The following is a 26,213-nucleotide window of genomic DNA, read 5'->3' on the forward strand; positions in this document are numbered from 1 at the left end:
GCTGAAATGATGTGTAGCGAAGTAATGAGGTGCTGGTTAAATCTTAAACTCAGCACTTGCGGTTCAGGAATCAGGACTGTCCTACACCTATATGGCGATCGCTATAAATTAGTCAAATTTTCCTAAAGTTACAAAAGAGGCTAGCAGACCTAAGCTTTTAGTGACTGCTTCTTATTTTCTAAGTGAGGAGCTGTCTCATATTTCTCAATGGGAACTTGCACCACTACCTCTTTTAAACCAAGTCGGTTCGCATAGGAAACTAGGGCATGAATAAAGATAATGATGCCTAGCATCTCTAGGGATTCCTCGATAGCGGTGAGGAACTGGTACGTAAGATTCGCTTGACCGTATAACTCATCATAGTTTCCACCAATGAGTTCCATGCCCAAACCACCTCCAACAAATATCATCCCAGCAGTGATAAATAAATGCTGTGTCCTTGCAGGAAGATGAAAGAGAAATTTTAAAAACGTCAGCCCGAAAACGAACAAGAGAATAGCTGCGGGGACAATCCATGCATAGTAGAGAAGTCCTTTGAACCCTAAGTTTTGCAACGGTTCTGTTAAGTGTTCGTGAAGACCGAGTCCCTCGTCTACCGCAAGATATAAAAAAATGAAAGCTAAAGCTCTCCAATGCCGGACGAAACGAGCATTATCAAGTTTTTTAATATGGGCAATTGTTCCCAGCAGAACCGAGCAAAAGAGTAGTGTTAGTACTGAATACAAGGAGGGAAAGTTTCCCTCCTCATTAAGGTTAAATTCCGTTGCAAATGAATCCCTTCCAGGGAAATCAGGTAGTAAGTACACGGCAATTTGCCCGACGATCGAGGCAATAACCAGGCAAGGTGCTACAACAGCCAAGAATTTAGTAAACTGCCACGGTTTTAGACAAAGCGTAATTTTCATTAAATCAATGCAGGAATGATATTAGGAAGCCAGTTAATTTATTTACAGCGTCGGGAAAGACTGTCTTGCAACTTAAAACTGGTTCATTGACAGTTAACTAATCTCTCGAAATTCAATGGAGATGCATGAATCCCAAAAAAAGGCAATACAAAGTTATCCTCCCTAACCCCTTAAAATCGGTAGGCTAAGATGGGTTCGCTTTTATACCAGCAAATTTTCTCTTGATACCTTACTTAGAAGGAATCAAGAAAGAATTGTTACGTGCAGACTTGTATAAAGCACATCAGTACATAAGACAAAGTGTGCCCTATAAACACTGGATTTTATTCTCAATTGTTGTATTTTTACCAAATCTTTACCTTTCCTTTACCAAAGGGTGTAGCACTGATCGCTGTGCTGGAGTTGAAGGAGGCGATCGCTTACATAACTTAGCTTCACCGACCTGGTTGACTAACAAAACTAAGAAGCGGGAAAGCGGCTTTTCGCTATGCCTCCCAATCCTCAGAAAGCCCAATCGAGCTAAAATCCAGACAGGAAGCCGCAGGAGAGGTGTCATGGTAAACTACAACCCGTTGCAAAATTTGCCATCAAGTGACGAATTACCGGATTGTGACGACACCCCTGTGGATAATGAGCTGCAAATTTTAGTCCCTGCCTTGTTGAGGGCGCTTTTAAGTTTGCTCTGGCGAGAGCGCAATGACTGGTTTTTCGGCTTCAATATGGGTGTTTACCATGCAACGGGAAACAATCCTCGAATCCCGATTATTCCTGATGGTTTCCTCAGCTTGGGAGTAGAGCGACGAAAAGGAACCTACGGACGCAAGAGTTATGTTGTCTGGGAAGAAAATGGGGTTGTCCCAATTTTTGTGTTGGAGTGTGTCTCCCACACCTACGGGGGAGAATACGAGGAGAAAATTGCTATTTATGCTCGCTTAGGGGTGTTGTACTACGCCATCTACAATCCCCAGTTCAGCAAACGCGACCAGCATGACCCCTTGGAAGTTTATCGCTTGGTAGATGGGGAATACGTGCGACAACCTGGGGAACCTGTTTGGATGCCTGAGATTGGTTTGGGGATTGGGCGTGAAATTGGAACCTTTGAAAGCTGGCAGCGAGAGTGGCTGTACTGGTATGACCGAGAAGGGATGAGATTTCCCACACCCGATGAGGTGACTCAGCAAGAACGGCAACGTGCAGAGCAAGAACAGCAACGTGCAGAGCGGCTAGCCGAACGGTTGCGAGCAATGGGGATTGACCCAGAGCAGGTGTAGCGCGATCGCTCGTTTCTTTTCTTTCCCCAAATAACTCTATCCTTAATCCTTGATTATCATTAACTCCCAAGTTGTGAAAAATACTTGCAATGCTAGTGTCGAGTCAAAAGGCTATTGTTTTTACAAAGCCACTCATGGGAGTCGGGCATCTGGTTTAGGAGTCGGCTGTTTCCAGTCAGTCATAGTCTAAACCTTCTTGAGCCAGGAGGCGGGGTAGGGCTGGGGCTTCGGGGTGATCGTAACGGGCGATCAGGTTCAGGTAGCGTCACTGAATCTGTAATAGGGTCGAACCTACTCTATAAGCTCGCCGATGTTAAAGTCTATTCTTATCCAACCTTTGAGTCTGCGTAGATTGTCGAGGAGTAGTATGGGAATTTGCCAGTGGTGTACCATCAAAAACGGCAGTGGGTCATTAATCTCAAAAATTGCATCTTTCCCTCGCCAAATATTTTTGACCCACGTTTGCAGTTGCTTTAACGATCTAATTTCATTAAGCCTCCAGAGTTCGTGATATAGCCAATAGGTGGGCTTACTATCAGGAAGTGGTTGCCAAGCTTCCGATGGGAAATTTGGCGTCCCTACACCAAGATAGGCATCTGCTACCCCTGGATGGTTGTAAAACATAGTAATGGCGGAGTGGGTGCGGGGGTTGCACTCGATGGCGTGAACAGTTCCGTCATCCGCCTGAATAAAGTCAAAGGAAAGCTGCCCGGTACGTCCCAGTTCTTTGGCAAAATGAGTCACCCATTGCATAATTTCAGGCTTGTCAACATTTTCGTAGTTGACTTGAAAGGCGGATGACTCACAGCAGCAGTACATTCTTGTCTCTCCATCTCGCACGGTACTGTGAGTGCAATATTCCTTGCCGGGGATGAATTCCTGCATAATCCACGGCTTCTCCTCGCTGATGGGCAGACTCTTGACAAATGCTTCTGTTTGTGATGGTGTATCGCAAGGGAGCTTGGTGAGATTCAAGCGACGCACTTGGTCGTAGGGGATGCTTTTGAGGATGTACTTATTCTGTTCGTGGGAAAAGTCGAAGTTGAGGACTTGTTCGGGGTCGGTAATTTTGAAGGATTTGGGGACTGATAAACCGAGCGATCGCGCAAATTCTGCCAAGGCAAACTTGTCATCCAGCATCCTCGTTATATCAGCATCGAAGTGGAAAATGTCGCAACAGCCAGATAATACGGGTTTGTCGTTGGAGTCAAAGTAGATGACGGAGAAAATGGCTACCGGGATAAAAAGGTCGATGTTTTCTTGTTTGGCGATCGCACGCATGGCTTCAATGTAGCCTTCTCGGTCTTTCTGCGGATCGGGGACGGTGTAAAAACCAGCGACAGTGTTGGAAAATCGATTACCGCTTAACCAGTATTTGTTGGTATCAACTATGATTGCCCGATGCCCAGCCGCATGAAACGATCGCGCTAGCTGAAGAGTTTTAGTCATCCTAGCGCCAACGATCAAGATGTTTTTGGGATTCTCGTTTAAAACGACTGGCTTGCTGAACGGTCGGCGGACAAAATTCCACAGCAGCGCGGCTAAGACAACAGTCAGGTTAAAGGGAAAGGCGATCGCTAATAATGCCAGCGTCCCCAAATTTTGAAACGCGGCGAAAATACGCGCTTGTATAGATTGTTGTTGCGCCATAAGCTTTATTTTGGGTTGTTATAAATAAGCTTGTTGTGACTGGGAGGTTAGACCCCTTAAGAGGAAAAGGATCTAACCTCACTTCCCCTAAAAAAACATTTATTTTACTTCCCTACCCTTGTAGGGGAGGAAGGGAAGGGAACTCTGCTGGGGGTTCGGGAAAACCGAACTCGCCAACAGTATCTTTTAAACCCCAGACAGTTCTTTTACTGGGTAGCTAATTTCCGGATGATAGTTAAACCATCTCGCAAAGGCAGCAAAACCTGTTCAACGCGGAAATCTTCAGCAACAATACGGTTGAAGGTCGCGATCGCTTCCCCATTTTTAGATCGTTCTTCCGCAGGCAGGTAAACTTGTCCTTGCAGCAAGGTATTATCCACGCAGATGATGCCGTTGGGGGAGAGTAAGTTGGAGTCCAGCAGTTTATGGAAATACTGCACGTACTCGGTTTTATCGGCATCAATAAACACCAAGTCGAAAGACTCACCCTTAGCGGCTAGCTTGTCCAGGGTTTCCAAGGCTGCACCGAGTTTCACTCGAATTTTTGACCCGTGCGGGGAATTTTCAAACGCCGCTTGGGCAAATTCCGCCGTATAGGGATCGACTTCACAAGCTACTAAATGTCCGTCTTCCGGCAAAGCTTCTGCCATTGCCAACGCCGAATAACCCGTAAACATCCCAATTTCTAAGATGCTTTTGGCTTTCATCATATGGACAAACATCTTCAGCATTTGCCCTTCCAAGTGCCCGGATAGCATCTCTTGTTCCAGGTGACGCACTGTCGCACCGTCAGAAAATAGCTTATTCCACGCTTCTTCGCTCGTCTTTTTTGCCAGTGCAGCTAAAGCAGGAGACTCGGCGGTGGTGCATTCGTCCAGGTAAGGATCTAAACCTGCCGCCAAACGCAATGCTTTTTGCAAGTGTGCTTTTACCTCAGCAGGTACGTTTGGTTCTCGTTCCACCATCCGGACGACTGTTTCGAGTTGTTCGGTTAAAATCCCTAGTGGCGTGACGGGACGAGCGGTTGCCATATTCACCCCACTAGACATTGGCAGCACTCCTTAGCTTTTGCTCGGTGCTGCTTGGATAACCGTCCATTTCTGGCTCCTTACCTCCCACGTAGGCATCGATGCCAGCACCACCACGGGGATAGGTGGCGCAGATGCGCTTGTGGTCAGCTAAAGCGGCGTCTAGTTCTTCACGGGTTAAGTCGTTGACAAAGAAGCATTCGCCGATGGGACGAGGCATAGCAGCACGTTGCAAACCGTCCCGTGTCTGAACGATTGACTGGGTAGCATACCACAACAGATCGCCATTTAGGAGGGGGTGGTCGAGAGCGAGTCCGATTCTGCTCATTAGTCCCAAAATGCGATCGCGCTCTTGAGATGTAATATAGCCGCGTCTTTCTGCAATGGTAGCCGAAAATGCCATATCAATATTTACGGCATGACCGTGCAATAACGGTATGCTGGGAGCCAGTTCCAGCGTCGGACTCCAGGTGTGACCGTAGGCAATTACCCGATCCAGCATCAACTCGCGCAGGTTAGGAGTCTCCAAATCCAGCATCGTTTTGATCGACTCGTAATTCACGCGATGAGCAGATGTCTTCAGTTCGGCAGAACCATCAACATAGCCAAAGTGGGTGTTGAGTAACTCTTCCCCATATTTATCCAATAGCTCAAATACTTCAGCATTTGAGACAACGGCGATTTTTACAAGTTCAGCCATGCCGTTGCGAACTTGATCTGTGGGGAGTGTCTGCAAGAAGGAAAAGTCTAGAATTACTTTCTTTGGCGCGTGGTAGGCACCCAGACGGTTTTTGAGTTTACCGTGATTCACTGCAACCTTAATTGCCACGCCAGCATCGATCAAACCGATAAGTGTTGTCGGAACGCGGATATAGTTTGTGCTGCGACGGTAAGCAGCGCAAGCAAAGCCAGTAACATCTGTAACTAATCCACCACCCACAATTAAAACGGGTTCTTTGCGAACCAAACCGAAATCTGCAAACGCATCGATGATCGACTCAAATGTTTCTATCGTCTTTGTCGGTTCGCTAATTGCAATTGGGAAGATGGTCAGATCAAGGTTGTAGTGCTTGAAATACTCTTTAATTTGAGTTCCGTAAAGCCGATTTACGTTGCGATCGACAACAGCAAGGCAGCGCCCGAAACTCTTGTAGCTCTCAGCTATCTCTGTGTTTTTGACATCAAAAGCACCGTTTACGAATTCAAGACTAAACTCGATTTTTTCGTAACCTTCTACATGGAAAGCCCTTTCGGTTGCTTCTACTTTTGCTTGGACGTTGCTCATTCTATGCTTGCCTTTATTCAAAAATTAGAAAAATTATTAACAATTGCTGCAACACTGAATTTGACCCGCGTTTTTTTTAATAAAACAGCGAGCCAGTTCCTAGCCCTGAAACTATGAATTGGATAAAGGCTTTAAATTTTCTGGTACTGGATTTTTCTCTTCTTACGAAACTAAGAAAGCCAGACCGAAAATACCTTTGGTTTGAGCTATTTAAAACAACAGCAGCGAACTATTCGTAGATTAATTAACCATTGATGACTCGGACTATATCAAAAGGAGTAGAAAACCGAACTAATGTAAAGATTGATGAATTAGAGCTTAATTAATAAGATTTAATTATTCTTTACATAAAACGCTAGTTCTCTAATCAAACTCGCCTTAAAGCAGTGCCTGACATTGCTCCGCTATGTCGGATGACTCCTAGAAGAGATTTGTTGCCACGCTTGGGTTTCATCCTCAGTTGACACCACGGACAGTCCTGCACTCCTGCACCGCAATTTTTTATCTTCAATTCCGACTTGACATTTAAGGGAATACTTAATTATCCTGTTGTTAGTTAAGCATTCGCTTAAATATTGAGTAGACCTAGTGCCAGTACAGATATATTTCAGGCGATCGCTGATCCGACGCGACGCGCCATCCTCGATCGCTTGCGCGACGGCGAACAACCCGTCAAGCAGCTAGCAGAACCGTTTAATATCTCGCTACCAGCTATCTCCCAACACTTGCAAGTTCTTTGTGAAGCTGGCTTGGTGACGCAGCGAAAAGCGGGACGACAGCGCCTCTATCGACTCAACCCAGAACCCCTCAAGGAAGTGTCCGATTGGATTACCCATTACGAGCAATTCTGGCAAGAGAAAAATGCAACCCAGACGATATTATGCTAAAGGTGCTGGAAGGCATTGCCGATATGCTGCCACTGTATAGTGCTGAATGGATTGAACAATGGCAGATAAAGGCAAGGAACTATCCCGATTAAATCTCTGCATTATTCGGTTAAAGTGAGCAACTTTTTAGAGGTGGCGATCGCTACTACTCCATATACCTGTATTCCTTGTCTGCGTAGAGTTTGGGCGGCAGAGGACACGGTGGCTCCTGTGGTGTAGATGTCATCTAGCAATAGCACAGGGGAAGTGGGGGGACGTTGGGATAAGCGTTGGCTGACGACAAAGGCATCGGTGAGGTTTTGCGATCGCGCTTGAGCTGTCAGGTTAAACTGGGCTTCGGTTGCCCGCAATCGTTCTAAACCTTGAGGGTACTGTTTATAGCCTGTGACTTGGCAAAAACTTTCGGCAAGCCGTTCTGCCTGGTTGTAGCCGCGTTGTTGCAGTTTTGTGGAGTGGAGAGGGATGGGAATCACGATGAGTTTGTTGGTAGCTAGAGCAGCGGGAGATTGTCGCCACGCTTGCCCTAGCCAGTAACCCAGAGGGCGGGCAAGTTGGGGTTGGTTGTTGTATTTAAGTGTGGCAAGGGTGCGTTTCAAAACTCCCCCATAGTTCCCCCAAACAAATAGCGGCAGTTCACCTTGCCAAAATTGGCTGGGATTAGACAATTGACAGCGTTTGAGTTGATTGTCGCAATACTGACAAAAGACTTCTGCCGTTGGGCGATCGCACAGCGGACAGTTAGACTTCAGAAACAGAGAGATTAGTCCGGTTGTGAGCTTCACTGCTTTTGAGCCTCATCGCATTTGAAGCAATATACAGATGAATTAATACTAGTTGCGTACCTGTTGCTGGCTAACTTGTTTCTAATAAAGTGCAATTCACCAAAGCGCTAGAATGCTTCTCTACCTGAGTAACTGAGTGAACAACATTTACTGGCTCAACCAAATTCAACCTGTATCAGCGCCGTTTGTTGGGGATGAAGCCTTATTTTTGGCGAAAATAGGGCAGCGTGATTACCCGGTTGTGCCAAGTTTTGTTGTCCCAGCCTCGGCGCTGCAAGAGTTTTTAGCTACCCTCAATGATTCGGAATCATTGCTCCTTGACTTTCCTGATTCTTCCTTACATATAGATGTAGATAATCATCATGCCTTGCAGCAGGTAGCGCAGCAGCTTCGTCAGAGAATTGCCACAACCCCTCTGGATGAGTCGTGGATGTCTAGCTTAGAATCAGCAGCGGAGTGTCTGCTTTCTCCCATCCTGATTTTGCGTCCTTCTTTGCAGTTACCACCTCAATCTACGGCGACGCAGGGAAAGGCAGTATTAGGATTGTTGGAGTCTCAGTTTTGCCTCAAACAATCAGAGTCACTCAGCACGGCGTTAAAACGCTTTTGGGGGGAGCTATTTGGTGCGAGGAGTTTGTTTTATTGGCAGCGATCAGGGATTGAGCTGAGTCAAATCCATCTGGCGGTATTGGTGCAGCCGATGTGGGATGCGATCGCTTCTGGTACAATCCAATGCGATCGGACGAGTTGGCAAATTCAGGCGACATGGGGACTGATTCAGGCATTGACTAAAGGGGAAGTGCTGCCAGATTACTACCAGGTACAGCCTCACACAGGTAGCGTACAAGCACAGTATCTGGGCAGTAAAACCCGTGCCTATCGCGTCACATCGGAGCCTAGTTGCGTGCAGGCTTATGTCCTCACCGAAGAACAACAACAGCAGTATGCGCTGGATGAAGAGTATCTCCAGCAACTGATTATCCTCGCCCAGAAATTGACAGCGGAATTTAATCCTACCTTTGCTGGCGAGTGGACGCTCTGCGAGATCCCCGGTAGCTCCCAGCCCCAGATCTATTTCACTCAATTCACTACCCAGCGCTCGATGGTAGACACTAGCGACTTGAGACATCTTTATCAGTCGGCGGTGACTCATCCTATCTCCTCGACGCCCTACTTACTCAAAGGAATACCCGCCGCCGGGGGACGAGCGAGTGCATCAGCACAGATACTTGTGAATTTTAGCGATCGCACTACTCCCATTGAACCGGGTACAATTCTCGTCACTCACAGCGTCGCTCCTGACTGGCTACCCCTCCTCAGACAATCGGCTGGTGTCGTTGCTGAACAAGGCGGAATGACAAGCCATGCCGCAATTATTGCCAGAGAACTCGGTATTCCCGCTGTCGTCGGTGTCAAAGGAGCAACCCAACTCATTCACACGGGAGATTCCCTGCTAGTCGATGGCGATGAAGGGGAAGTCCATCAGTTAGGAAAAGGAGGAGTAGGGAGGATGGACGGGGGAGCGGGGGAGCGGGGGAGCGGGGGAGCAGGGGAGCAGGGGAGCAGGGGAGCGGGGGAGCAGGGGAGCGGGGGAGCAACAAGTTCAGGACTTAGGACTCTCTCTCACTTCGCCAATCCCACTTCGCCAATCGCCACCCAACTACTCGTCAATCTCAGCCAGCAAAGTTCAATTGAGCGTGCGGCGGGTTTACCTGTGGAGGGGGTGGGGTTGTTGCGTTCAGAATTGATGTTATTAGATGCACTAGAACAGCGACAACCGAATTGGTGGTTACAGCAGGGACTCAAAGATGAGTTAGTGGAACGCCTTGCTCAACTTATCGGTCAATTTGCAGCGGCTTTTGCACCTCGCCCTGTGTTTTATCGCTCTCTGGATTGGCGCTCTTTTGAATTTCAACGGCTACTGGGTGATGATTCCCTGCCCGATTCTTCAAAAAATCCCATGTTGGGGTTGCGGGGGACGCTACGCTATCAGCTTGACCCCAGCTTATTTGATTTAGAGCTGGCAGCGTTGGCACAAGTACAGAGATTGGGTTACTCCAACGTTAAATTGTCACTACCCTTTGTGCGGACTGTTGAGGAATTTTCCTTCTGTCGCGATCGCGTTGTTCAAGTTGGTCTAACTGCATGTTCTGGGTTTCAACTTTGGATTATGGCAGAAGTACCATCAGTGCTATTTCTACTCCCCGATTATGTCGATGCAGGTGTCCAGGGAATTTCGATTGGCACAAACGATCTAACCCAATTGTTACTGGCAATTGACCGGGATCTGGAGCAACTCGCCGCCTCTTTTGATGAACGCCATCCCGCCGTCATGCGAGCCGTTCAACAACTGATTCAAATGGCAAGAAGTGCCGGAATTCCCTGTTCAATTTGCGGACAAGCACCCAGTCGCTATCCTGAGATAATTGACTCCCTCGTACGTTGGGGTATTACTTCCATTTCTGTGGATATGGCTGCGGTTGAACAGACTTATCAGGCGATCGCCCAAGCGGAAAAACGCTTACTCCTAGAAGCCGCTCGGCAGCAGTTGAAGCCTCCTTCCTAGAGATGACGGGATGCTGCGCGACGCCTTTTTTAATCGCTCAGGAGTTAAGGAGGCGATCGCCCTTTCCTCCCTTCAATTCACTGATTGAGTTAAAACCATTACTCTTCAACCTTCTCCAAAGACTCAGGCTTGTGAGCTGCCTCTTTACCGGATTTATCGCTCTTTACAAGGTATTCAGGATTTTCTTTTGAGGCGGCGACATGGTGTTCTTTAATATCTGTGGGTGAAGTCAGCTTCTTTTCCACTTCGCCAATAGTTTTGCCTCGTGATGTGTTCCACTCAACCTTATCGCCTTTCTTAAACTGCTCAGTCACTGGTTTACTCCGGTTATATTTTTGACATCTACTACCGTCACAGTATGTTTACTGAATAAACAGCAGCCATCTGTCTAATTGCAGATTGCTAGGTTGAAGTTAATTTTACAAACAGCCTATCTTGAGAGAAAATCATATATTTGAGCGTTCCGGCTGTAGTTGAGGCGGCAAAGATAAAAATTGATGAAAAATAAAAGACAACGCTGGCTTCTCTCCGCTTTACGCCTGAAAGGGTCAGTCATCCCTGCAATTCTTAACCGGGTAATTTTGTGCGGCGCTTTCGGTGTTTTTATTTCTATCCTCTATTTATTAAATCTACCTGTATCTCAACCCATTTTTGGCACCATCGTTCCTAGCATTGTTTTAGGTCTATTACTAGTTTTTAGAACTAACACGGCTTACGAACGATTTTGGGAAGGTCGCAAGTTATGGGGAAGTTTAATTAACAATAGTCGTAACTTGGCGCGGCAAATCTGGGTAGCTGTGGCAGAAAATGCCCCGGAAGATCGCGAGCTAAAACTTTCTAGTCTGCGTTTATTAGTTGCCTTTGCTGTTGCAACTAAGCTACATCTGAGAGAGGAACCAGTAAATTCTGAGTTAGAAAGATTGATGTCTCCATCTCAATATCTAAAACTTAAGACAATGAATCATCCTCCTTTGGAGATTGCCTTCTGGATTGGAGATTACCTTCAGCAGCAATCTCAACGACAAAGCCTCAGTAGCTATCAGCTAACGACGCTTCAACAATTGGTCAATAGCATGGTAGATAATTTAGGAGGGTGCGAACGTATTTTAAAAACTCCTATTCCGCTGGCTTATGCAATTCATCTTAAGCAGTTATTATTACTATATTGTTTATTGTTGCCGTTTCAAGTTGTTGAAGCCTTAGGCTTGTTGACTGGAGCGATCGTCGCACTAGTGAGTTTCACCTTATTTGGTATTGAAGAAATTGGCGTCGAAATTGAAAATCCTTTTGGGTATGACTCAAACGATTTACCCTTAGATGCCATGTGTGCCACGATGGAGCGCAATATTGAAGATTTGATTACCCTCCGTCCTAGTCAGAGTATTATTGAGAGCCTTTAAAAAATTGGAGAAAATAACTAATAAATTTACAAATGCTCTATTTAACTGAGTCGAAAGACATTCAATTCCTTATTGAAAAGTATGTTCAGGCAAAAACTCTATGGGTAGATACAGAAGTTGCTGACTACAAAACGAGTAAGCCTCGATTGTCTTTAATTCAGGTGCTAGATGACTCGACGGATATGAAAGGCGATCGCGTTTCTATTTTAGATGTCTTAGACCAGCCAGAAATTACAGATGAATTCATTGAAAAAATCATGCTCAATCCAGAGATTGAGAAAGTATTCCATAATGCTAAATATGACTTAACTTTCCTAGGTAAACGTAAGGCAAAAAATGTCACCTGCACCTTAGAAATGGTGAAAAAAATTCCTTACTACCTAGTCCCATTGCCTAATTGGAAGTTAAAAACCTTAGCGGAAAAACTCTGCTATTTTCCCACTATCGATAAAACCGAGCAAGGGGGAGATTGGGGGAAGCGTCCCCTCACTCAAAAGCAGTTGCACTATGCCAAGATGGACCCTATTTATGTGGCGCACGTCCATCATCGTCTCTTGCAACTGACGCAGCTTATCGAACCCAATCCCGAAACGGAGGATATCGAAGCCCTCACCCTGCGGTATCGGCAAATTGAGCATCCGTGGAAACAGTTAGATACCGAAATTAACCACATCAAAGAACGCCTCAAAGCCGCAATGCCAGCACAAAATCTCTCTGAAAATAGAGGGTTTAAGTTAAGCAGTCAAGAGCGCACGACGAAGAAAGTAGATTTTAATCAGCTAGCAAAACTAACCCAGGCTTTGGGTAAGGACTTAGATTTATCGGTGACACTCACCAAAGCTCTGCAAGAAGAATTAGGAGATGTCATTGAGAAACTGCCAGTAGAAGAGCAGAAAAAGACTATTTTGCAGCTACAAGTTCAAGAACAGGACGAGGAAGAGGAATTACCCTTTTAATCAAGAAATCTGCGGAATCATCTGCCTCCCTTTTGTAACCATCCCACAACGTAACTTGGCAAAGGAATCAATATGTCAGAAGTTAACGGCACAATGATGCAGTACTTTCACTGGTATCTGCCATCAGACGGTAGCTTGTGGGAAGAAGTGAAAGACAAAGCCCAGGAGTTGCAGCAGGCGGGTTTTACAGCGCTATGGCTTCCCCCCGCCTACAAGGGTATAGGCGGTCAATACAATGTCGGTTATGGGGTTTACGATTTGTTCGACTTGGGGGAATTTGACCAGCATGGCTCTAAGCCGACTAAGTACGGGACGCGGGAGCAGTTCCTCAGTGCGGTGAAGGCGGCGCAGAATGCAGGGATGCAGGTTTATGCCGATGTCGTCTTGAACCACAAGGATGGTGGCGACAATCGAGAAACAGTATGGGCTTTACCTTTCAACAGGGATAACCGCACTCATCCTATTGGCGATTGGCAGCAAATCGAGATTTACTCCAACTTTACCTTTCCCGGACGTGGCGACAAATACTCCAGCATGAAGTGGCACTGGTGGCACTTTGACGCTGTGAATCATCGAGCCGATAGACCTGGCGACAACAGCATAGTTTACCTTTTAGAAGGCAAAAGTTTCTCTGAATTCGTTGATTTAGAGAAGGGCAATTATGCCTTTTTAATGGCTTGCGACCTAGATATGGAACAAGAGCAAGTACGTTGTGAGCTGAAGTATTGGGGCGAGTGGTTCCTGGATACTACGGGAGTAGATGGCTTTCGGCTTGATGCGGTTAAGCACATCCCCGCCTGGTTTTACAAGGATTGGTTAGCGGACGTTCGTCACCATGCGAAACGGGATTTATTTTGTGTGGGCGAGTACTGGTCAACGAATCTTGAGGCGTTACACTGGTACATTGACGCGACAGGCGGACAAACTTCACTGGTGGATGTGCCGCTACAAAACCACTTCCACCAAGCTAGTCGCAGTGGCGGGCATTATGACATGCGGCGCATTTTGGATGGTACGCTGATGCAGCAGCAGCCGACTTTGGCGGTGACGTTTGTAGAAAACCACGATACTCAACCCTTACAGTCCCTAGAAAATGTGGTTGAGAGTTGGTTCAAGCCGTTGGCGTATGCGTTAATTTTGCTCCGGCGGGAAGGCTACCCTTGTGTGTTTTATGCCGACTATTATGGCGCGCATTACTCGGACAAAGGGTATGAAATCTGGCTGGATTCCCATCGCTGGCTAATCGATAAGTTTTTACATGCCCGGCAGCACTACGCCTACGGCGAACAATATGATTACTTTGACCACTGGGATATTATTGGCTGGACTCGCTTAGGTAATGAGGTGCATCCTAAGGCGATGGCGGTGTTGATGAGTGATGGTTCGGGGGGTAGTAAGTGGATGGAAGTCGGCAAGCGCAACGCGACGTTCCACGACTTAACGGAACATATTCACGAGCCTGTGCAGACGAACGCTGATGGTTGGGGCGAGTTTCGCTGCAAAGGTGGCTCAGTTTCGGTCTGGATTGAAGAATAAGCGGATACTGGACGATGGTACAAAGCCCGTCTATGTGCGGGCTTTCAATTAGGAAACGCCCTCAATCATCTGTAGGGTAGGTTTGGGTGCTGCGATTTAGGCTCGAGGCAAAACCAGCGGAAACGCCATTATTTTCACTCAAATCTTGCGGTCTGATTGTGCTTTCTAAAGCTGTTGAATTATTGGTTTCTAGCTGTAATCGTTCAGGTAGTAAGAAGGTGTACCAAGCAATAAAACTGAGCACTACATGTTCACCACCGTCTTCCAAAAGACCCACTAAAGATTCCATTGCGGGCAATTGAGCCACTATTACATGAAGTAGGTCTACTACAATCCCAAACACAGCGAGAATAAACAGCATTTTAATCAGATCTTGGCTGACTTTCCTAAAAAAGCGATCGCTAAACTTATAGGCTATAGCAATGAATAGGAAAAACACCACGCCAGCTGAAGCTGAAACGATAACTTCTCCAAAATCAACCGCCCGCAACCCTAATGCTGCTGAGAATCCTAGCTCTCTAGCGATAATTTCTCCTAAGCTCTCATGAATTTGAATCGAGTCATCCAGCAATAGATAAAAGAAGAGTAAAGACCAGCCCAAACTAAGTAAAGAGCGCTGGCGCACTGCAACAAAGCCTAACAAAAGTACAATCCAATATTCTTTTAAGTACTGAAATATTTCTGCATAGCCCCGGTCTCTTTCAATTGAATACAGATCATTTGAATTAACCGGGGTATATAGATAAATCAAATGAACTAGAATAAAGATGAGATCTGCCGCCAAGAATAAATAAAGAAGCCTGGTTGCCCAATGATTTATATTTAATTTCACCTTAATTCCTCCTCATTCGGTTGCCTAACAGGTGACTCAAAGAACCTGCAAGAATTTATAGATTGAAGTCACTCTTACCTCTCAAGCATTGCCTGGGTGGGTTGGGAAGTATTTGCCCATATGTAGCAATAGAATCGAGTATTTGCTTAACCGCAAGTTAAAAGTAAATTAACCTAAAGTTAAACTAATTTTGGTTCTAGTTATATGAAGATTGTGTAAACCCAGCCAGATCTAACGTAGTGAAAAGCCTCTAGAGATGTAGAGATGAGGCAGTTAGCTACGTCGGGGTCAAAGGGTGAGGGATTATCCGCTGGTGACAGAATTGATTGGGGCATTCACAGCTGGCGAATGCCGACTTCTAAGCCGTGACAGACACCAGCCATAAAATTGAGGTCGAGGGTTTCGATGGTGTCGCTTGGCTTGTGGTAATGGGGGTTTCGCATAAAGGCGGTATCCGTCACCATTATGGCTCGATAACCCTTGTCCCAAAAGGGCGAATGATCGCTCAGTCGCGTCTGGGGAACGATAACGCCACGATTAGGAACGAGCAACCACTCGCTATTGACATCAACTTTGCGGATGTTGCGGCTGAGGTGCCTTAAGTCAGGAATAGTTGGTAAATTACCAATTAAAGCGATGAAATTACCTTGATTGGGGTAAAAGTACTGCAACCCGGCGGGATAACGCTGAGAATTGGCGGTGGTGTTGCAGTACCCTAACATTTCTAAGGAAATCATCAACCGTAGCGGCTGCTGTTGCTGCTGCAAGTCGGCAGCGTATTGGGTACTGCCGAGCATACCGTATTCTTCCATATCAAAGGCAACTAATTGCACTGGGTGTCTGGCAGGTGCGGCAGCAAAAGCCTTGGCAAGTTCCAAGAGTACGGCGACGCCTGTGGCGTTGTCATCGGCTCCTGGCGTTCCGGGTACGGCGTCGTAATGTGCGCCGATTAGGATGGGGGGTTTGTGGTTGTCTGTAGCGGCGGGTAGGTTGAGGACGAGGTTTTGATGAGCGTTACCCCGAATTTGAAACTCGTGATTTTTTACGGTTCCCCATTGTTCTAGCTGCTGACGGATATATTGCTGCACGAAGAAATGCCCGCCTGTTGACAGGTAGGGATCGCGTTCTCGCACGAGTTGGGTAAGATGCGATCGCAGACTCTCTTTTAAATCCAATTTGCTCTTGCTCCTGAGCAGACCTATGCCATTGCTTCAATCCTAGCGGCTTGTTGGGCAACTTGCACCAGTCAGGAAAAGTGACTCCGCAGTTTTTTTAGAATCAGTATTTTTAATACTATTCATTTTTTAGGAAAATATGGCAAGTTTTGTTGCTTCTAGAGAACTTGTCCAGTGTGGCAATTTCCCTAATATAGCAGTCTTAAATAATTCATTAAGACGAGATCCCCTACTTCTTAGATAAGCCGGGGATCACAGGCGGCAGACTCTCGCAGCTCAAACAGGATTGCTATCGCTAACAGAAGAAAGCTTTTAAACTGTTCTTAAACTTCTTATTTAATTCGTGATTTTTTACTAAACTTCAGCCTGGTTTTATGCTCCCCAGAAGCAATCAGTCTCAGGGAAGATCTATTGATCCCCATGCTCTGTATACTGGAATACTGTTTATGATTCTCAGTCCGGAGTGCATCGAAGCCTGGAGATTTTAACCCTCATGTCATTATCCAAAGTTATTGGATTAACTTCCTGGATCAGCTATTTAATAAGCTCTAGTCAGGGCTTATTAAAAGTCCCAGACTACGTTTCCAGTATTCTTCCCATGAAAGTTTTTTCTATTGCCAATAGTCCTTTAGAAAAACCCGTTCCCCTATTTTTTTCAGAGCAGTTTAGCCGCACTAACTGGCATTCAGAATTGTCTACTGATGCTAGTTTGCAAGCCAAGGGCGAACAAGCCCAGTTGCCAGCCATCAATATGCGCTCTCCCTTTTGGCAAAAGACAGCAGAAGATAACTTTTGCCGTGCTGGAGCCTTAGAAGAGTCGCCGTTCTCAGCCACCAACGTTAGCGACTCATCCTCAACCATGGAGTCAGAAGCCGGATTGAAGCGCACCTCCCAAGTGGGTTTCTCCCAGCACATTTTGCAGGTTATCCAAAATTTAATGCCTTGGCGTCAGCGTCTCAAACCGACGATCCCGGCAACACCTGCACCCGTCGTTGTTCTCAGCAGCCATGCTTCTGAAGCGGACAACTCGCAAAACAGTAATAAACGCCTCGTGAAGCGGGGTTTTTGGCGGTACTCGCAACGGCTTACGGGACGTGCTGCCACAGCGGAATTGCCTGCAAATAGAGAGTGGTTTCAAGTTTGGGTGGGGAAGCACTTAGTCGCGCAGTTTGCGGATAAGTTTCAAGCCGACTTACTGGCACAACGATTAATCCCACTGCTGGCTGAACCCCGTTTTAATGCCTCGAAACTGAAACCTACCTTAGTGGATAGTATGCCAGCAGGTAAGATGGGCGACAGCCTGTTATTTGTCGTTAGTGACGATTTAGCAACAGCGTTGCAGCGCAATCAGGAAGTGATTGCCATTGAGTGGATTAACAATCTCCGTGTAGCGTTTGGCGCACCACCTTTAAATCTGGTTGAAGCCCAGCAGAAAATGCACGGTTTGGTAGAAAGCCAAAAAACCCTAGAAGGACTCGCCTCTTGGTATGGACCCTATTTTCACGGACGCCTGACTGCTACGGGTGAAACCTTTGACCAAAATGAGCTAACCGCTGCTCATCCGTCTTTACCGTTTAATACTTATTTGAAGGTGACAAACCAGGAAAACGGTGATACGGTAATTGTGCGAATTAATGACCGAGGGCCCTATATTCCTCCTAGGAAGTTAGATTTATCCTGGGCAGCGGCACGTTGCATCAACAGCGAAGACTCAGGCGTCGTGCCAGTAGAAGCCGTGATTATGGAACCACTGACGCTTCAGTAGCCGAGTACAAACGGCTTAGGGTGAGGATTTTGCAGAGACACACTCAGCCGAATCGTGGCAGTATTACAGAACTTAGAGCAAAGCCCACCTATGGGAAAGGGTGGGATGTAGCGACAAGCGCTTTTAAGCGCCGTCGTTTTTTTCTGCAAGTGTGTCTATCCAATCTTCGATTAGTTGAGTCATCGTCTTTTCCTTAGCCTCAGCTATTCTTCTAAGCTTTTGAAGCCTACTAACCGTTATTCGCAAACTTAACCTTTCTTTGCTCATATCTACCCGTTGGCTATCCATTTAGACTAGAATACTAGCATGAAGACTCTGAAGTTCAAGCTGTATCAGCACAAGCGCAATCGGTATCTCAAGCGGTCAATCAATGCCTCTGGAGTTATCTATAACCATGCGATTGCCCTGCACAAACGGTATTACCGGATGTGGGGAAAGTACTTGAACTGTGCCAAACTTCAGAAACATATTGCCAAGCTGCGGAAGCGTAACCCGTTTTGGCAGTTGGTAGGTTCTCAAGCTGTTCAAGATATTTGCCAACGGATTGACAAAGCCTACCAACTGTTCTTTAAACATCACAAGAAAGGAGTCAGACCACCTGGATTTAAGAAGGTCAAGAAGTATAAGTCATTCACTCTAAAGCAAGCTGGCTACAAATTCCTTGGCGGCAACCGAATCAAGATAGGGAACAGAGTGTACCAATACTGGAACTCTAGGAAAATAGAAGGGACGGTCAAGACACTGACTATCAAGCGCACACCCTTGGGTGAGTTGTTTATGGTCGCAGTGATTGACAGCACTCTGGAGCCACAAATCAAAACCACGACGGGTAAGATAGCGGGTTTTGATTTCGGACTCAAGACATTTCTCACCTGCTCTGAAGAATTCAAGATTGAATCGCCTCAATTCCTGAAAGCTGCACTCAATAACATTTGTAAAGCTTCAAGACACCATTCAAAAAAGCTCAAGGGTTCTAATAATCGAGAGCAAGCCAGAAAGTGCTTAGTCCGTCAATATGAAGCTGTCTCTAACCGAAGACGTGACTGGTTCTGGAAGCTGGCACACGACTTGACTAGCAAGTTTGATGTGTTGTGCTTTGAGACTCTAAACCTCAAAGGGATGCAGCGGCTGTGGGGACGCAAGATTGGGGATTTAGCATTAGGTGAATTCCTAGAAATTCTAGAGTGGGTAGCCAAAAAGAAAGGCAAGCAGGTTATCTATATTGACCCGTGGTATCCATCCACTAAGACTTGCTCTTGCTGTGGTCATGTTCTAAACTCTCTAGATTTATCAGTTAGACGTTGGCGTTGTCCGTCTTGCCAGTCAGTAAATGACCGTGACGAAAATGCCAGCATTAATATCAAAAGGGTTGGGAGTTCAACCCTAGGCGTAGGAGATGTCAGACAGTGCAATAACCTGCAATCTCTGTCTGATGCCTGAATCCCATCGGCTTCTATCCGTGGGAGTGGCTCAATACTGAATGCAGTGACACCGTGAGATAAAACTTATGCCAGCCCTGGAAATGAAGTCAAACTCAGCACTTAAGAGTGTGCTGTTTCTCTTCCTCTCGTTGCTATTTGCTGCGGTACTGCTGATTGGGGCAAAGCTGGCTCTTTCTGGAAGCCTTGCGTCTTTTTCTGGCGTCGCCCCGACTAATCTGGGGATTCAATCCGGGCAACTTGCGCCTTGTCCTAGTACGCCCAACTGTGTCAGCAGCTTCGCTAAAGACAGCGAACATAAAATTGAGCCGCTTACCTATACCTCCACTCCAGAGGTAGCATTCAACGACCTCAAGTCAGTGATTAAAAATCTGGAGAGAACTAAAATCATCACGAAAACCGACAATTATCTTGACGCGGAGTTCACCAGTCAGTTACTGGGATTTGTGGATGATGTCGAATTTTATTTAGATAAGGCGGAAAATGTGATTCACGTCCGTTCTGCTTCCCGCTTGGGAGAGTCGGATTTGGGAGTCAATCGCCAGAGGATTGAGAAAATGCGATCGCTATTAAATCAAGCCCAAACTCAGCCAGCTAGTACATCTAACTACAAGTTGTAGAGACGTTGCCGACAACGCCTCTACAGAGGTAAAACAGTTAAAAATTAGCCAAACCAGTGAGCTTTTGCAGGGGATGAAGAGCGATCGCGTAGGAATTCAGCAGGCAACAGCGCACCTCACCCAAGAAAGATTTCTGCCCAAAACAGGCTCAACGTCCAATCTGCAATTTGACCGATTGCCCCGCGTTAAACCGCTTACATAATGTGACAGTGAGAAATTGGTAAAAGTCTGAAAAAATGAGTAACAAAAGCGATCGCGCGGTTATCGACGAATTTAAAGAAGCCGTTAATATGACTCCCAAACAACTGGAGTCTTGGTTAAAAACAGAGAAGTCGAAATCAGTCGGTCAAAAAGACGATGATGATGACGAGTCTATCGGTCACGCCTCCGGACGAAGAATCATCAAGCTTCTAGAAACAAATAAATCCGACTATACCGACGACGACCTTGCCCATATGAAGAAAGTTGTTAGCTACGTCCACCGACACAGCGCCCAGCGACCCTCCGGTGATGTAGAAGATACTCGCTGGCGCTACTCGTTAATGAACTGGGGACACGATCCTTTGAAGTAGAAATTGAGAACGTTATGAGTGTTGAGTACTAAGTTTGTTTAAACTCAAAACTCATAACTTCCCTTCCCACATTACCGATGCGTGTGTTCCTCTAACAACTGTTTTGCCCGTGGCTTATAGATGAGATAGAACAATGCTTCGATATAGCGCAGGATGTCCTCGCGGTTTTCTTTCGAGGCGTAGTTCCAGAAGCCATAAATCCGCGATAGTGATAGCAGGCGAGTCGTGTGGATTTTCCAGGTGTAGGTAGTGTAAACTCGATCAATTCCCTTGCTAGAAATTTCTTGCCAATATTTAGGATTTTGGTCGCATTTGGAGACAAATTCCAGAATCTTCTCCGCCGTTTCTTCTAAGTGAGTCGGGTTGATCAAAAAACCGTTGACTTTGTCTTGAATAATCTCCAGAGGGCCACCAAATTCGGTAGCCAAGGTGGGCAGACCAGAAATCATTGCTTCCAAAATAGTCAAACCGAAGGCTTCAAAGAGCGCAGGTTGGACGAAGATCCCTTGACGGTCAGCAATGACGCGATAAATCTCACCGGAATCGCTTTTAGGTAGGCGGACGCCTAGCCAGCGAATCTTGCCGTGGAGGTTGTATTCATCAATCAGGTGATAGAGTTTGACGATTTCCTCTTTTTCTTCGTTATCACCAGATTCTTCAATCCGCAGTTTACCTGCAACTAAAATCAAGTTGCAGCGCTCTTGCAGTTCCGGACTGCGACCATAGCATTCTGCCAAACCTGTTAGGTTCTTAACCCGGTCAAGACGCGCCATGGAGAATAAGGGACGCTTGCTCGGGTCATCGAGTTTGCCAAATATGTGTTCCGGGTCTTCGGCGGTGAAGAGGAGCTGGTCAATGCGATCGCGATCGCTCGGTATCCGGTCTTCCCGCGTATAGGGGAAGTAGACATTCTCATTTACTCCCGGCGGTACTACATTGAACTTGGGCGAAAATAGCTCAATCCCATTGACAACGTGGTACAGCTCCGGCATCGTGAAACACTGATAAGACTCGTACTGACCAATACTATCGGGAGTACCAACAATTTCTTGATAGGTACTGCTGATCACAAAGTTGGCGGCATTCATCGCAATCAAGTCAGCAGTGAATTGCAGTGAGAAGTGATACTTCTCCTCTAGTTCTTGCCAGTAAAGGTTACTAAAGAGATATTTTGACTTCTCTAGAGCGTGAGCGACGTTACATTGCGTCACCTTTAAGCGCCGCGATAGCAGAAAGGCAACTAAATTTCCATCGGTGTAATTCCCAACAATTAAGTCCGGAACACCTTGGAATTCAGCTAGCAGTTCTTTTTCCGCATCAAGGGCATAGGTTTCCAGATAGGGCCAGATTTCAAAACGAGAAATCCAGTTCTGGGTCATGTTGGGATTAAATTCCCGGAACGGTACGCGCAAAATCCAGGCATTCTCCGTGCCGTGAACTTTCTCTAAACGCTGATTACAAAGGGTACCATCACTATTGGGAATCAATCGGCTGAGGATAATTACCTTGGGTTCTACTCCCAATCCCTCTAATCCCGCCAATTCAATGTCCTCTTGCAACTGCTTTTCTAGGCTGCGTGCTTGGTCGAGGACATAAACAACCTGACCGCCAGTATCAGGACGCCCTAAAACCCCTTCCTGTCCAAACCAACCGTGAATTGAAACCAGGACGATCCGAAAGATCATCGGGATGCGGGAGATAAACTTTTCGAGCACCTCATCGTTGGGAGAGTCAACGAGTTCGTCAAAAATCTCTAGGGTTTCCCGCACGCGACTGGCTGTGTTCCCCCAGCCCGGTTCAAAGCCCATGTCTTGGAGTTTGTAGCGAAATTCATCATAAGGCTCATTGTCTGGGCGACTGTTGACGAACTTCAACGCCTGTTTGACTTGATTAGAGAGTTGTTGCTGGTCTTTAATCCGTCCATTGATCAGCAACTGCATGCCGTTAAAACTATGAAGGCTCAGGAAGTTATACAGAAACTCCAGCCACTTCCGAGGGTCTTGAAAGAGCTTACTGGATAAGAAACGGTTGAGAAAGCGAACTCCTTTACCAATATTTTTGGCATCGCGAATGGTAGGGGAATAGTCGTAGAACGGCTGAAAGTCCAGCTCCAGGACATCCCCTTCGTTGGGAGAGAAACGCTTAACTAGGCGATCGCGTACATCTAACAGTTCCTGCGTCGTTATCCGCTCAATGCTTAAATCTTCTTCTAGCACCCGGAAGACTTCTTGATAAGCAATCTTTGGTCGAATAATCAGACAAAGACTCTCCTCCTCAAGAATGATTTCTTGAGTGTATTCAATTAGTTGCCCTAGGTTAGACGAGAGAAAAAAGTCATCCGGTTTTTGATTTTCACGGCAATAGGTAGAAAAAGCAGTAAGAATGTCATTTCGTAGTAAATACTGCTTTTCTGAGGCACGCAACTGGCTCACAAACTGGCGTAGGGCAGTTTTCTCATTACTATTTACAATATTTTCAATTAACTTAGACATGGCGTCTCCCAAGGAACTAAACTTAACGACAGTATCAGCTTTAGGTTATATGAAACTGTCCAGAATACCTGATTCTGGAGGTAGATTAGCCTTTGATTAAGGGCTAAACACTCAGCCTTTAGGGGGATTAGAGAGTTATAGATTTTCAATAGCGGGTTTTAGAGTAGACATCTTTGCTCAGGAATGGATGAGCATTCTGGAAATGAATGTCATGGGCGGTGTACGGGCGATGTCCACAATACTTGAGCCAAATGAACAGCAAATCAGCATCAGTAGCGAGCCGTTGTTGTGCTTTGAGTCCATTGAATACAGCGATGTAAAAGTGAAACGTTTGTTACCGTAGACAGTCTGAAGCGCTGCACCAAAAACCGCTCGCACGTCCCTAAGCTTTGGAGAGCGTGTCTGGAATGGCAACTTCAGCAAGTGTATAATCAACGGTTCAAAACTCACAAAGGTGAGAAGAAATCACAATGAACCAAATTAAAGCACTGCCTCTAGCAATCTGGATCATTGTGAGTAGCTTAGTCGCGCTGCTCACGATTGGTAGTTTCGCTCCTGCACGCTCTCACTCTCAGGTCGCTCAGCCTGTTTCAATTTCCTCGAAGCCCCAGGTTGTCCCTACCACGACAAAAGTTGCTCAAGACATTGACTTAGGGCAGTCTTTTCGAGAACTTGACGTTGTCGGCTCGATTTTGATTTATGACCAAAATAACGACCGGGTTTACGAGCATAATCCCTCTCGAAACTCAACGGCATTCCCGCCCGCTTCAACTTTCAAGATTTTCAATGCTCTTGTCGCCTTAGAAACCGGAGTCATTCAGGATGATGTCGCGGTTCTAACCTGGGACGGTATTAAGCGTGAAATTCCAGTGTGGAATCAGGATACAAATCTGCGCCAAGCCTTTAAGAATTCAACGGTTTGGTTTTATCAGGTCTTGGCACGAAAGATCGGGCATGAACGAATGCAAGGCTTCATCAATCAAGTGGGCTATGGAAACCGTCAAATTGGTACAGAGGAAGAGATCGATCAGTTTTGGTTAGGAAAATCCCTGCAAATTACACCCCGGCAAGAAATTGAATTCCTGCAACGGCTGGAGCGAGGAGACTTGCCTTTCTCTCAACGCACGTTGGATTTGGTTAAAGACATCATGATTGTCGAGCGAACGCCAGACTATGTACTGCGCGGAAAGACAGGCTGGGTCAACAACGTCGGCTGGTTTGTAGGATACCTAGAACAGAATGATCAAGTCTATTTCTTCGCCACAAACATTGAGATGCAGGACGTCTCTACTGCTGCCAAACGCATTGAACTGACTCGACGCAGCTTGACAGCCTTAGGATTGCTTTGAACAGAGAGTAATCAAGAAAATCGCCACCTAGCTTCGGCAGAAGTCTACTAGTAAGGGTACGGTATCACTCCTCAATCAACCTCTTTCTCCAAACTGTCAATGCTGCCGTACCCCTACTGCCCTATCTGCCCGATTCTTTACCAGACAGCAAGCAACAAAAGACTAACTGTACTGGTAAAGCTCTCCATATTTGTTTTCGATATAGCAAACGAACGGATCAATACTCAAAGAGCTACCCGTCACGCGCTCTATCAGCTCTGGGGCAGTATATTTGCGCCCATGCTGATAAATTTGGGATTTTAGCCAATCATGCAAAGTCGTAAAATTGCCCTGCTCAATTTGCTGGGGAATTTGGGGACGGGCGCTGAGAGCGGCGTCAAAAATCTGAGCGCTGATCAAGTTACCCAAGGTGTAGCACTGAAACATGCCGCCGATTGTTGCGGTGTACCAGTGGACATCCTGCAAAACCCCAATGTCATCACTCGGAGGGACAATTCCCAGGTCAGAACGGTAACGTTCATTCCAGGCATCGGGAAGGTCGCGAACCTCCAAGCTACCTTCTAGCAGTTGTAGTTCTAGATCGAAGCGAATCATGACGTGGAGATTGTACGTCACTTCGTCCGCATCAGTGCGTATCAAAGAACGCCCAACTTTATTAATGGCGCGATAAAACGTCTCTAAAGGAACGTCAGCCAGTTGCGTGGGGAAGGTGCTTTGCAGTTGGGGATAGAAGTAGTGCCAGAATCCTCGACTCCGCCCTACCATGTTTTCCCACAGGCGCGATTGACTTTCATGCAAACCCATTGAGGTACCAGTAGCTAAAGGTGTACCTTCGTACTCTGGGTTGATGCCTTGCTCGTAGAAGGCGTGTCCTGTTTCGTGAATCGTGCTGAACAGGGCTTGACTGAGGTCATTCTCATAGACGCGGGTGGTGATGCGAACGTCATTGATAGAGAAGTTGGTCATGAAGGGGTGCAAGGTTTTGTCTTGCCGTCCTCGCTGGAAGTCATAGCCCAGTTGCTCAATTACTTTCAGGCTAAAGGCTAGCTGCTGCGCTTCCGAGAAGGTTTGGTGCAAGCAAGAATCATCGGCTGGCGGTTGGGCTGTGATGGCTTCGACAATGGGGACTAATTTTTGTCGCAACTGGGCAAACAACTCCCGCAACGCCGACGCCTTCATGCCGTAGTCCACCTCATCAATCAGCGGATCGGCAATATGCTCGTAACCAGGGAAAAAGTTTGCCATTTCCCGGCTCAGTTCGAGGGTCTTTTCTAAATAAGGTTGTACGGTAGCAAAGTTGTTTTCGCTGCGTGCCTCTGCCCAGGCACCATAGCACTCGCTGCGATGGGTGGAGAATTTCGTCACAAAATTTCCTGGTACTCGCACGGCTCGTTCGTACTCGTGGCGGCTGACGCGAATCAGGCTGGCTGCGTCAGACTCGGCTGGTAAGCTGGCTTCGTAGTCGCGCAAGTCTTCCAGTAGTTGCCCAATGGTGGGGTCAATAAACTTTTCGTGGGCAATTTGGTGCAGGGTTGCCATCTGTCGCCCCCTGGCGGCGGCACCACTGGGAGGCATGTAAGTTGCCTGATCCCAATACAGCACGGATGCGGCAGATTCAATGTTGTTGATTTCCAGCAGGCTGGTTTTGAGTTCTTGAAGCTTTGGATGAGTTTTCTCTACGGTTTGCATTCTTGAGTATCTTT

23 protein-coding genes and 1 pseudogene are annotated in these 26,213 nt (G+C 46.5%); 14 read left to right on the top strand and 10 right to left on the bottom strand.

Features of this window, described 5'->3' with window-relative positions:
- Positions 1-149: 149 nt before the first annotated feature.
- Positions 150-905, bottom strand: a complete 756-nt coding sequence (locus AC5JR3_RS03860) for a DUF8692 domain-containing protein (protein ID WP_495843214.1) — start codon at positions 903-905, stop codon at positions 150-152.
- A gap of 554 nt (positions 906-1,459) precedes the next feature.
- Between AC5JR3_RS03860 and AC5JR3_RS03865 the strand changes: the two genes are divergently transcribed.
- Both AC5JR3_RS03865 and AC5JR3_RS03870 read left to right on the top strand, forming a co-directional pair.
- Complete coding sequence (locus AC5JR3_RS03865) at positions 1,460-2,176, top strand: Uma2 family endonuclease (RefSeq protein WP_495843217.1); 717 nt, start codon at positions 1,460-1,462, stop codon at positions 2,174-2,176.
- Between the two features lie 49 nt (positions 2,177-2,225).
- Positions 2,226-2,315: pseudogene (locus AC5JR3_RS03870) on the top strand (transposase); the annotation flags it as partial.
- A gap of 152 nt (positions 2,316-2,467) precedes the next feature.
- Here AC5JR3_RS03870 and AC5JR3_RS03875 read toward each other — a convergent pair.
- From AC5JR3_RS03875 to AC5JR3_RS03885, 3 genes are all read right to left on the bottom strand, one after another.
- A complete protein-coding gene (locus AC5JR3_RS03875; protein WP_495843220.1) occupies positions 2,468-3,826 on the bottom strand; it encodes an ATP-grasp domain-containing protein in 1,359 nt (452 codons plus the stop codon).
- Positions 3,827-4,032: 206 nt separating this feature from the next.
- A complete protein-coding gene (locus AC5JR3_RS03880) occupies positions 4,033-4,875 on the bottom strand; it encodes an O-methyltransferase (protein ID WP_495843221.1) in 843 nt (280 codons plus the stop codon).
- Positions 4,868-6,139 carry a sedoheptulose 7-phosphate cyclase gene (locus AC5JR3_RS03885; RefSeq protein ID WP_495843222.1) on the bottom strand — a complete coding sequence of 424 codons (1,272 nt, stop codon included), beginning with the start codon at positions 6,137-6,139 and terminating at the stop codon, positions 4,868-4,870. The genes AC5JR3_RS03880 and AC5JR3_RS03885 overlap by 8 nt, the downstream gene beginning before the upstream one ends.
- 575 nt (positions 6,140-6,714) lie before the next feature.
- On the opposite strand from AC5JR3_RS03885, the gene AC5JR3_RS03890 reads away from it, so the two are divergent.
- On the top strand, positions 6,715-7,026 hold the full coding sequence (locus AC5JR3_RS03890) for an ArsR/SmtB family transcription factor (protein ID WP_495843224.1): 312 nt from the start codon (positions 6,715-6,717) through the stop codon (positions 7,024-7,026).
- 101 nt (positions 7,027-7,127) lie between these two features.
- Here the strand turns inward: AC5JR3_RS03890 and AC5JR3_RS03895 are convergent, their stop codons facing one another.
- Positions 7,128-7,808, bottom strand: coding sequence for a ComF family protein (locus AC5JR3_RS03895; protein WP_495843226.1), 681 nt, complete (start codon positions 7,806-7,808; stop codon positions 7,128-7,130).
- A 136-nt stretch (positions 7,809-7,944) separates the two neighbouring features.
- Between AC5JR3_RS03895 and AC5JR3_RS03900 the strand changes: the two genes are divergently transcribed.
- Positions 7,945-10,374, top strand: coding sequence for a putative PEP-binding protein (locus AC5JR3_RS03900; RefSeq protein ID WP_495843227.1), 2,430 nt, complete (start codon positions 7,945-7,947; stop codon positions 10,372-10,374).
- A 98-nt stretch (positions 10,375-10,472) separates the two neighbouring features.
- Here AC5JR3_RS03900 and AC5JR3_RS03905 read toward each other — a convergent pair whose 3' ends face one another.
- Positions 10,473-10,688 (bottom strand): hypervirulence associated TUDOR domain-containing protein, encoded by a 216-nt coding sequence (locus tag AC5JR3_RS03905; protein WP_495843229.1) that lies wholly within the window; start codon positions 10,686-10,688, stop codon positions 10,473-10,475.
- Positions 10,689-10,871: 183 nt separating this feature from the next.
- Here AC5JR3_RS03905 and AC5JR3_RS03910 point away from each other — a divergent pair, with 183 nt between their 5' ends.
- From AC5JR3_RS03910 to AC5JR3_RS03920, 3 genes are all read left to right on the top strand, one after another.
- Positions 10,872-11,774 (top strand): bestrophin family protein, encoded by a 903-nt coding sequence (locus AC5JR3_RS03910; protein ID WP_495843231.1) that lies wholly within the window; start codon positions 10,872-10,874, stop codon positions 11,772-11,774.
- A 32-nt stretch (positions 11,775-11,806) separates the two neighbouring features.
- Positions 11,807-12,730 (top strand): ribonuclease D, encoded by a 924-nt coding sequence (locus AC5JR3_RS03915; RefSeq protein ID WP_495843233.1) that lies wholly within the window; start codon positions 11,807-11,809, stop codon positions 12,728-12,730.
- A gap of 72 nt (positions 12,731-12,802) precedes the next feature.
- Positions 12,803-14,266: an alpha-amylase gene (locus AC5JR3_RS03920; protein WP_495843235.1), complete on the top strand. Its 1,464-nt coding sequence runs from the start codon at positions 12,803-12,805 to the stop codon at positions 14,264-14,266.
- 61 nt (positions 14,267-14,327) lie between these two features.
- Here the strand turns inward: AC5JR3_RS03920 and AC5JR3_RS03925 are convergent, their stop codons facing one another.
- Positions 14,328-15,098 carry a DUF8692 domain-containing protein gene (locus AC5JR3_RS03925; RefSeq protein ID WP_495843236.1) on the bottom strand — a complete coding sequence of 257 codons (771 nt, stop codon included), beginning with the start codon at positions 15,096-15,098 and terminating at the stop codon, positions 14,328-14,330.
- A gap of 335 nt (positions 15,099-15,433) precedes the next feature.
- The gene (locus tag AC5JR3_RS03930) at positions 15,434-16,273 is read right to left on the bottom strand and encodes a M20/M25/M40 family metallo-hydrolase (protein WP_495843238.1); all 840 of its coding nucleotides are present in this window, start codon (positions 16,271-16,273) and stop codon (positions 15,434-15,436) included.
- A gap of 598 nt (positions 16,274-16,871) precedes the next feature.
- Here AC5JR3_RS03930 and AC5JR3_RS03935 point away from each other — a divergent pair.
- The 5 genes from AC5JR3_RS03935 to AC5JR3_RS03955 all read left to right on the top strand — a co-directional run bounded on the left by AC5JR3_RS03935 (position 16,872) and on the right by AC5JR3_RS03955 (position 20,669).
- Positions 16,872-18,038, top strand: a complete 1,167-nt coding sequence (locus AC5JR3_RS03935; RefSeq protein ID WP_495843240.1) for a septal ring lytic transglycosylase RlpA family protein — start codon at positions 16,872-16,874, stop codon at positions 18,036-18,038.
- Positions 18,039-18,344: 306 nt separating this feature from the next.
- Positions 18,345-19,478 carry an RNA-guided endonuclease InsQ/TnpB family protein gene (locus AC5JR3_RS03940; protein ID WP_495843242.1) on the top strand — a complete coding sequence of 378 codons (1,134 nt, stop codon included), beginning with the start codon at positions 18,345-18,347 and terminating at the stop codon, positions 19,476-19,478.
- A gap of 67 nt (positions 19,479-19,545) precedes the next feature.
- Positions 19,546-20,097: a DUF1499 domain-containing protein gene (locus AC5JR3_RS03945; protein WP_495843243.1), complete on the top strand. Its 552-nt coding sequence runs from the start codon at positions 19,546-19,548 to the stop codon at positions 20,095-20,097.
- Positions 20,098-20,170: 73 nt separating this feature from the next.
- Complete coding sequence (locus AC5JR3_RS03950) at positions 20,171-20,299, top strand: hypothetical protein (RefSeq protein WP_495843245.1); 129 nt, start codon at positions 20,171-20,173, stop codon at positions 20,297-20,299.
- 34 nt (positions 20,300-20,333) lie between these two features.
- Positions 20,334-20,669, top strand: coding sequence for a DUF3140 domain-containing protein (locus AC5JR3_RS03955; protein WP_495843246.1), 336 nt, complete (start codon positions 20,334-20,336; stop codon positions 20,667-20,669).
- Positions 20,670-20,740: 71 nt separating this feature from the next.
- Here the strand turns inward: AC5JR3_RS03955 and AC5JR3_RS03960 are convergent, their stop codons facing one another.
- Entirely contained in the window at positions 20,741-23,161 is a 2,421-nt protein-coding gene (locus AC5JR3_RS03960) for a sucrose synthase (RefSeq protein ID WP_495843248.1), read from the bottom strand.
- Between the two features lie 187 nt (positions 23,162-23,348).
- Here AC5JR3_RS03960 and AC5JR3_RS03965 point away from each other — a divergent pair, with 187 nt between their 5' ends.
- Positions 23,349-23,504 carry a hypothetical protein gene (locus tag AC5JR3_RS03965; RefSeq protein ID WP_495843250.1) on the top strand — a complete coding sequence of 52 codons (156 nt, stop codon included), beginning with the start codon at positions 23,349-23,351 and terminating at the stop codon, positions 23,502-23,504.
- A gap of 127 nt (positions 23,505-23,631) precedes the next feature.
- Positions 23,632-24,510, top strand: coding sequence for a class D beta-lactamase (gene blaOXA, locus AC5JR3_RS03970; RefSeq protein WP_495843252.1), 879 nt, complete (start codon positions 23,632-23,634; stop codon positions 24,508-24,510).
- A 162-nt stretch (positions 24,511-24,672) separates the two neighbouring features.
- On the opposite strand, the gene AC5JR3_RS03975 is transcribed toward blaOXA, so the two are convergent.
- Positions 24,673-26,199 carry a carboxypeptidase M32 gene (locus AC5JR3_RS03975; protein WP_495843254.1) on the bottom strand — a complete coding sequence of 509 codons (1,527 nt, stop codon included), beginning with the start codon at positions 26,197-26,199 and terminating at the stop codon, positions 24,673-24,675.
- Between the last annotated feature and the right edge of the window lie 14 nt (positions 26,200-26,213).

The sequence above is a fragment of the Kastovskya adunca genome, assembly GCF_059505785.1.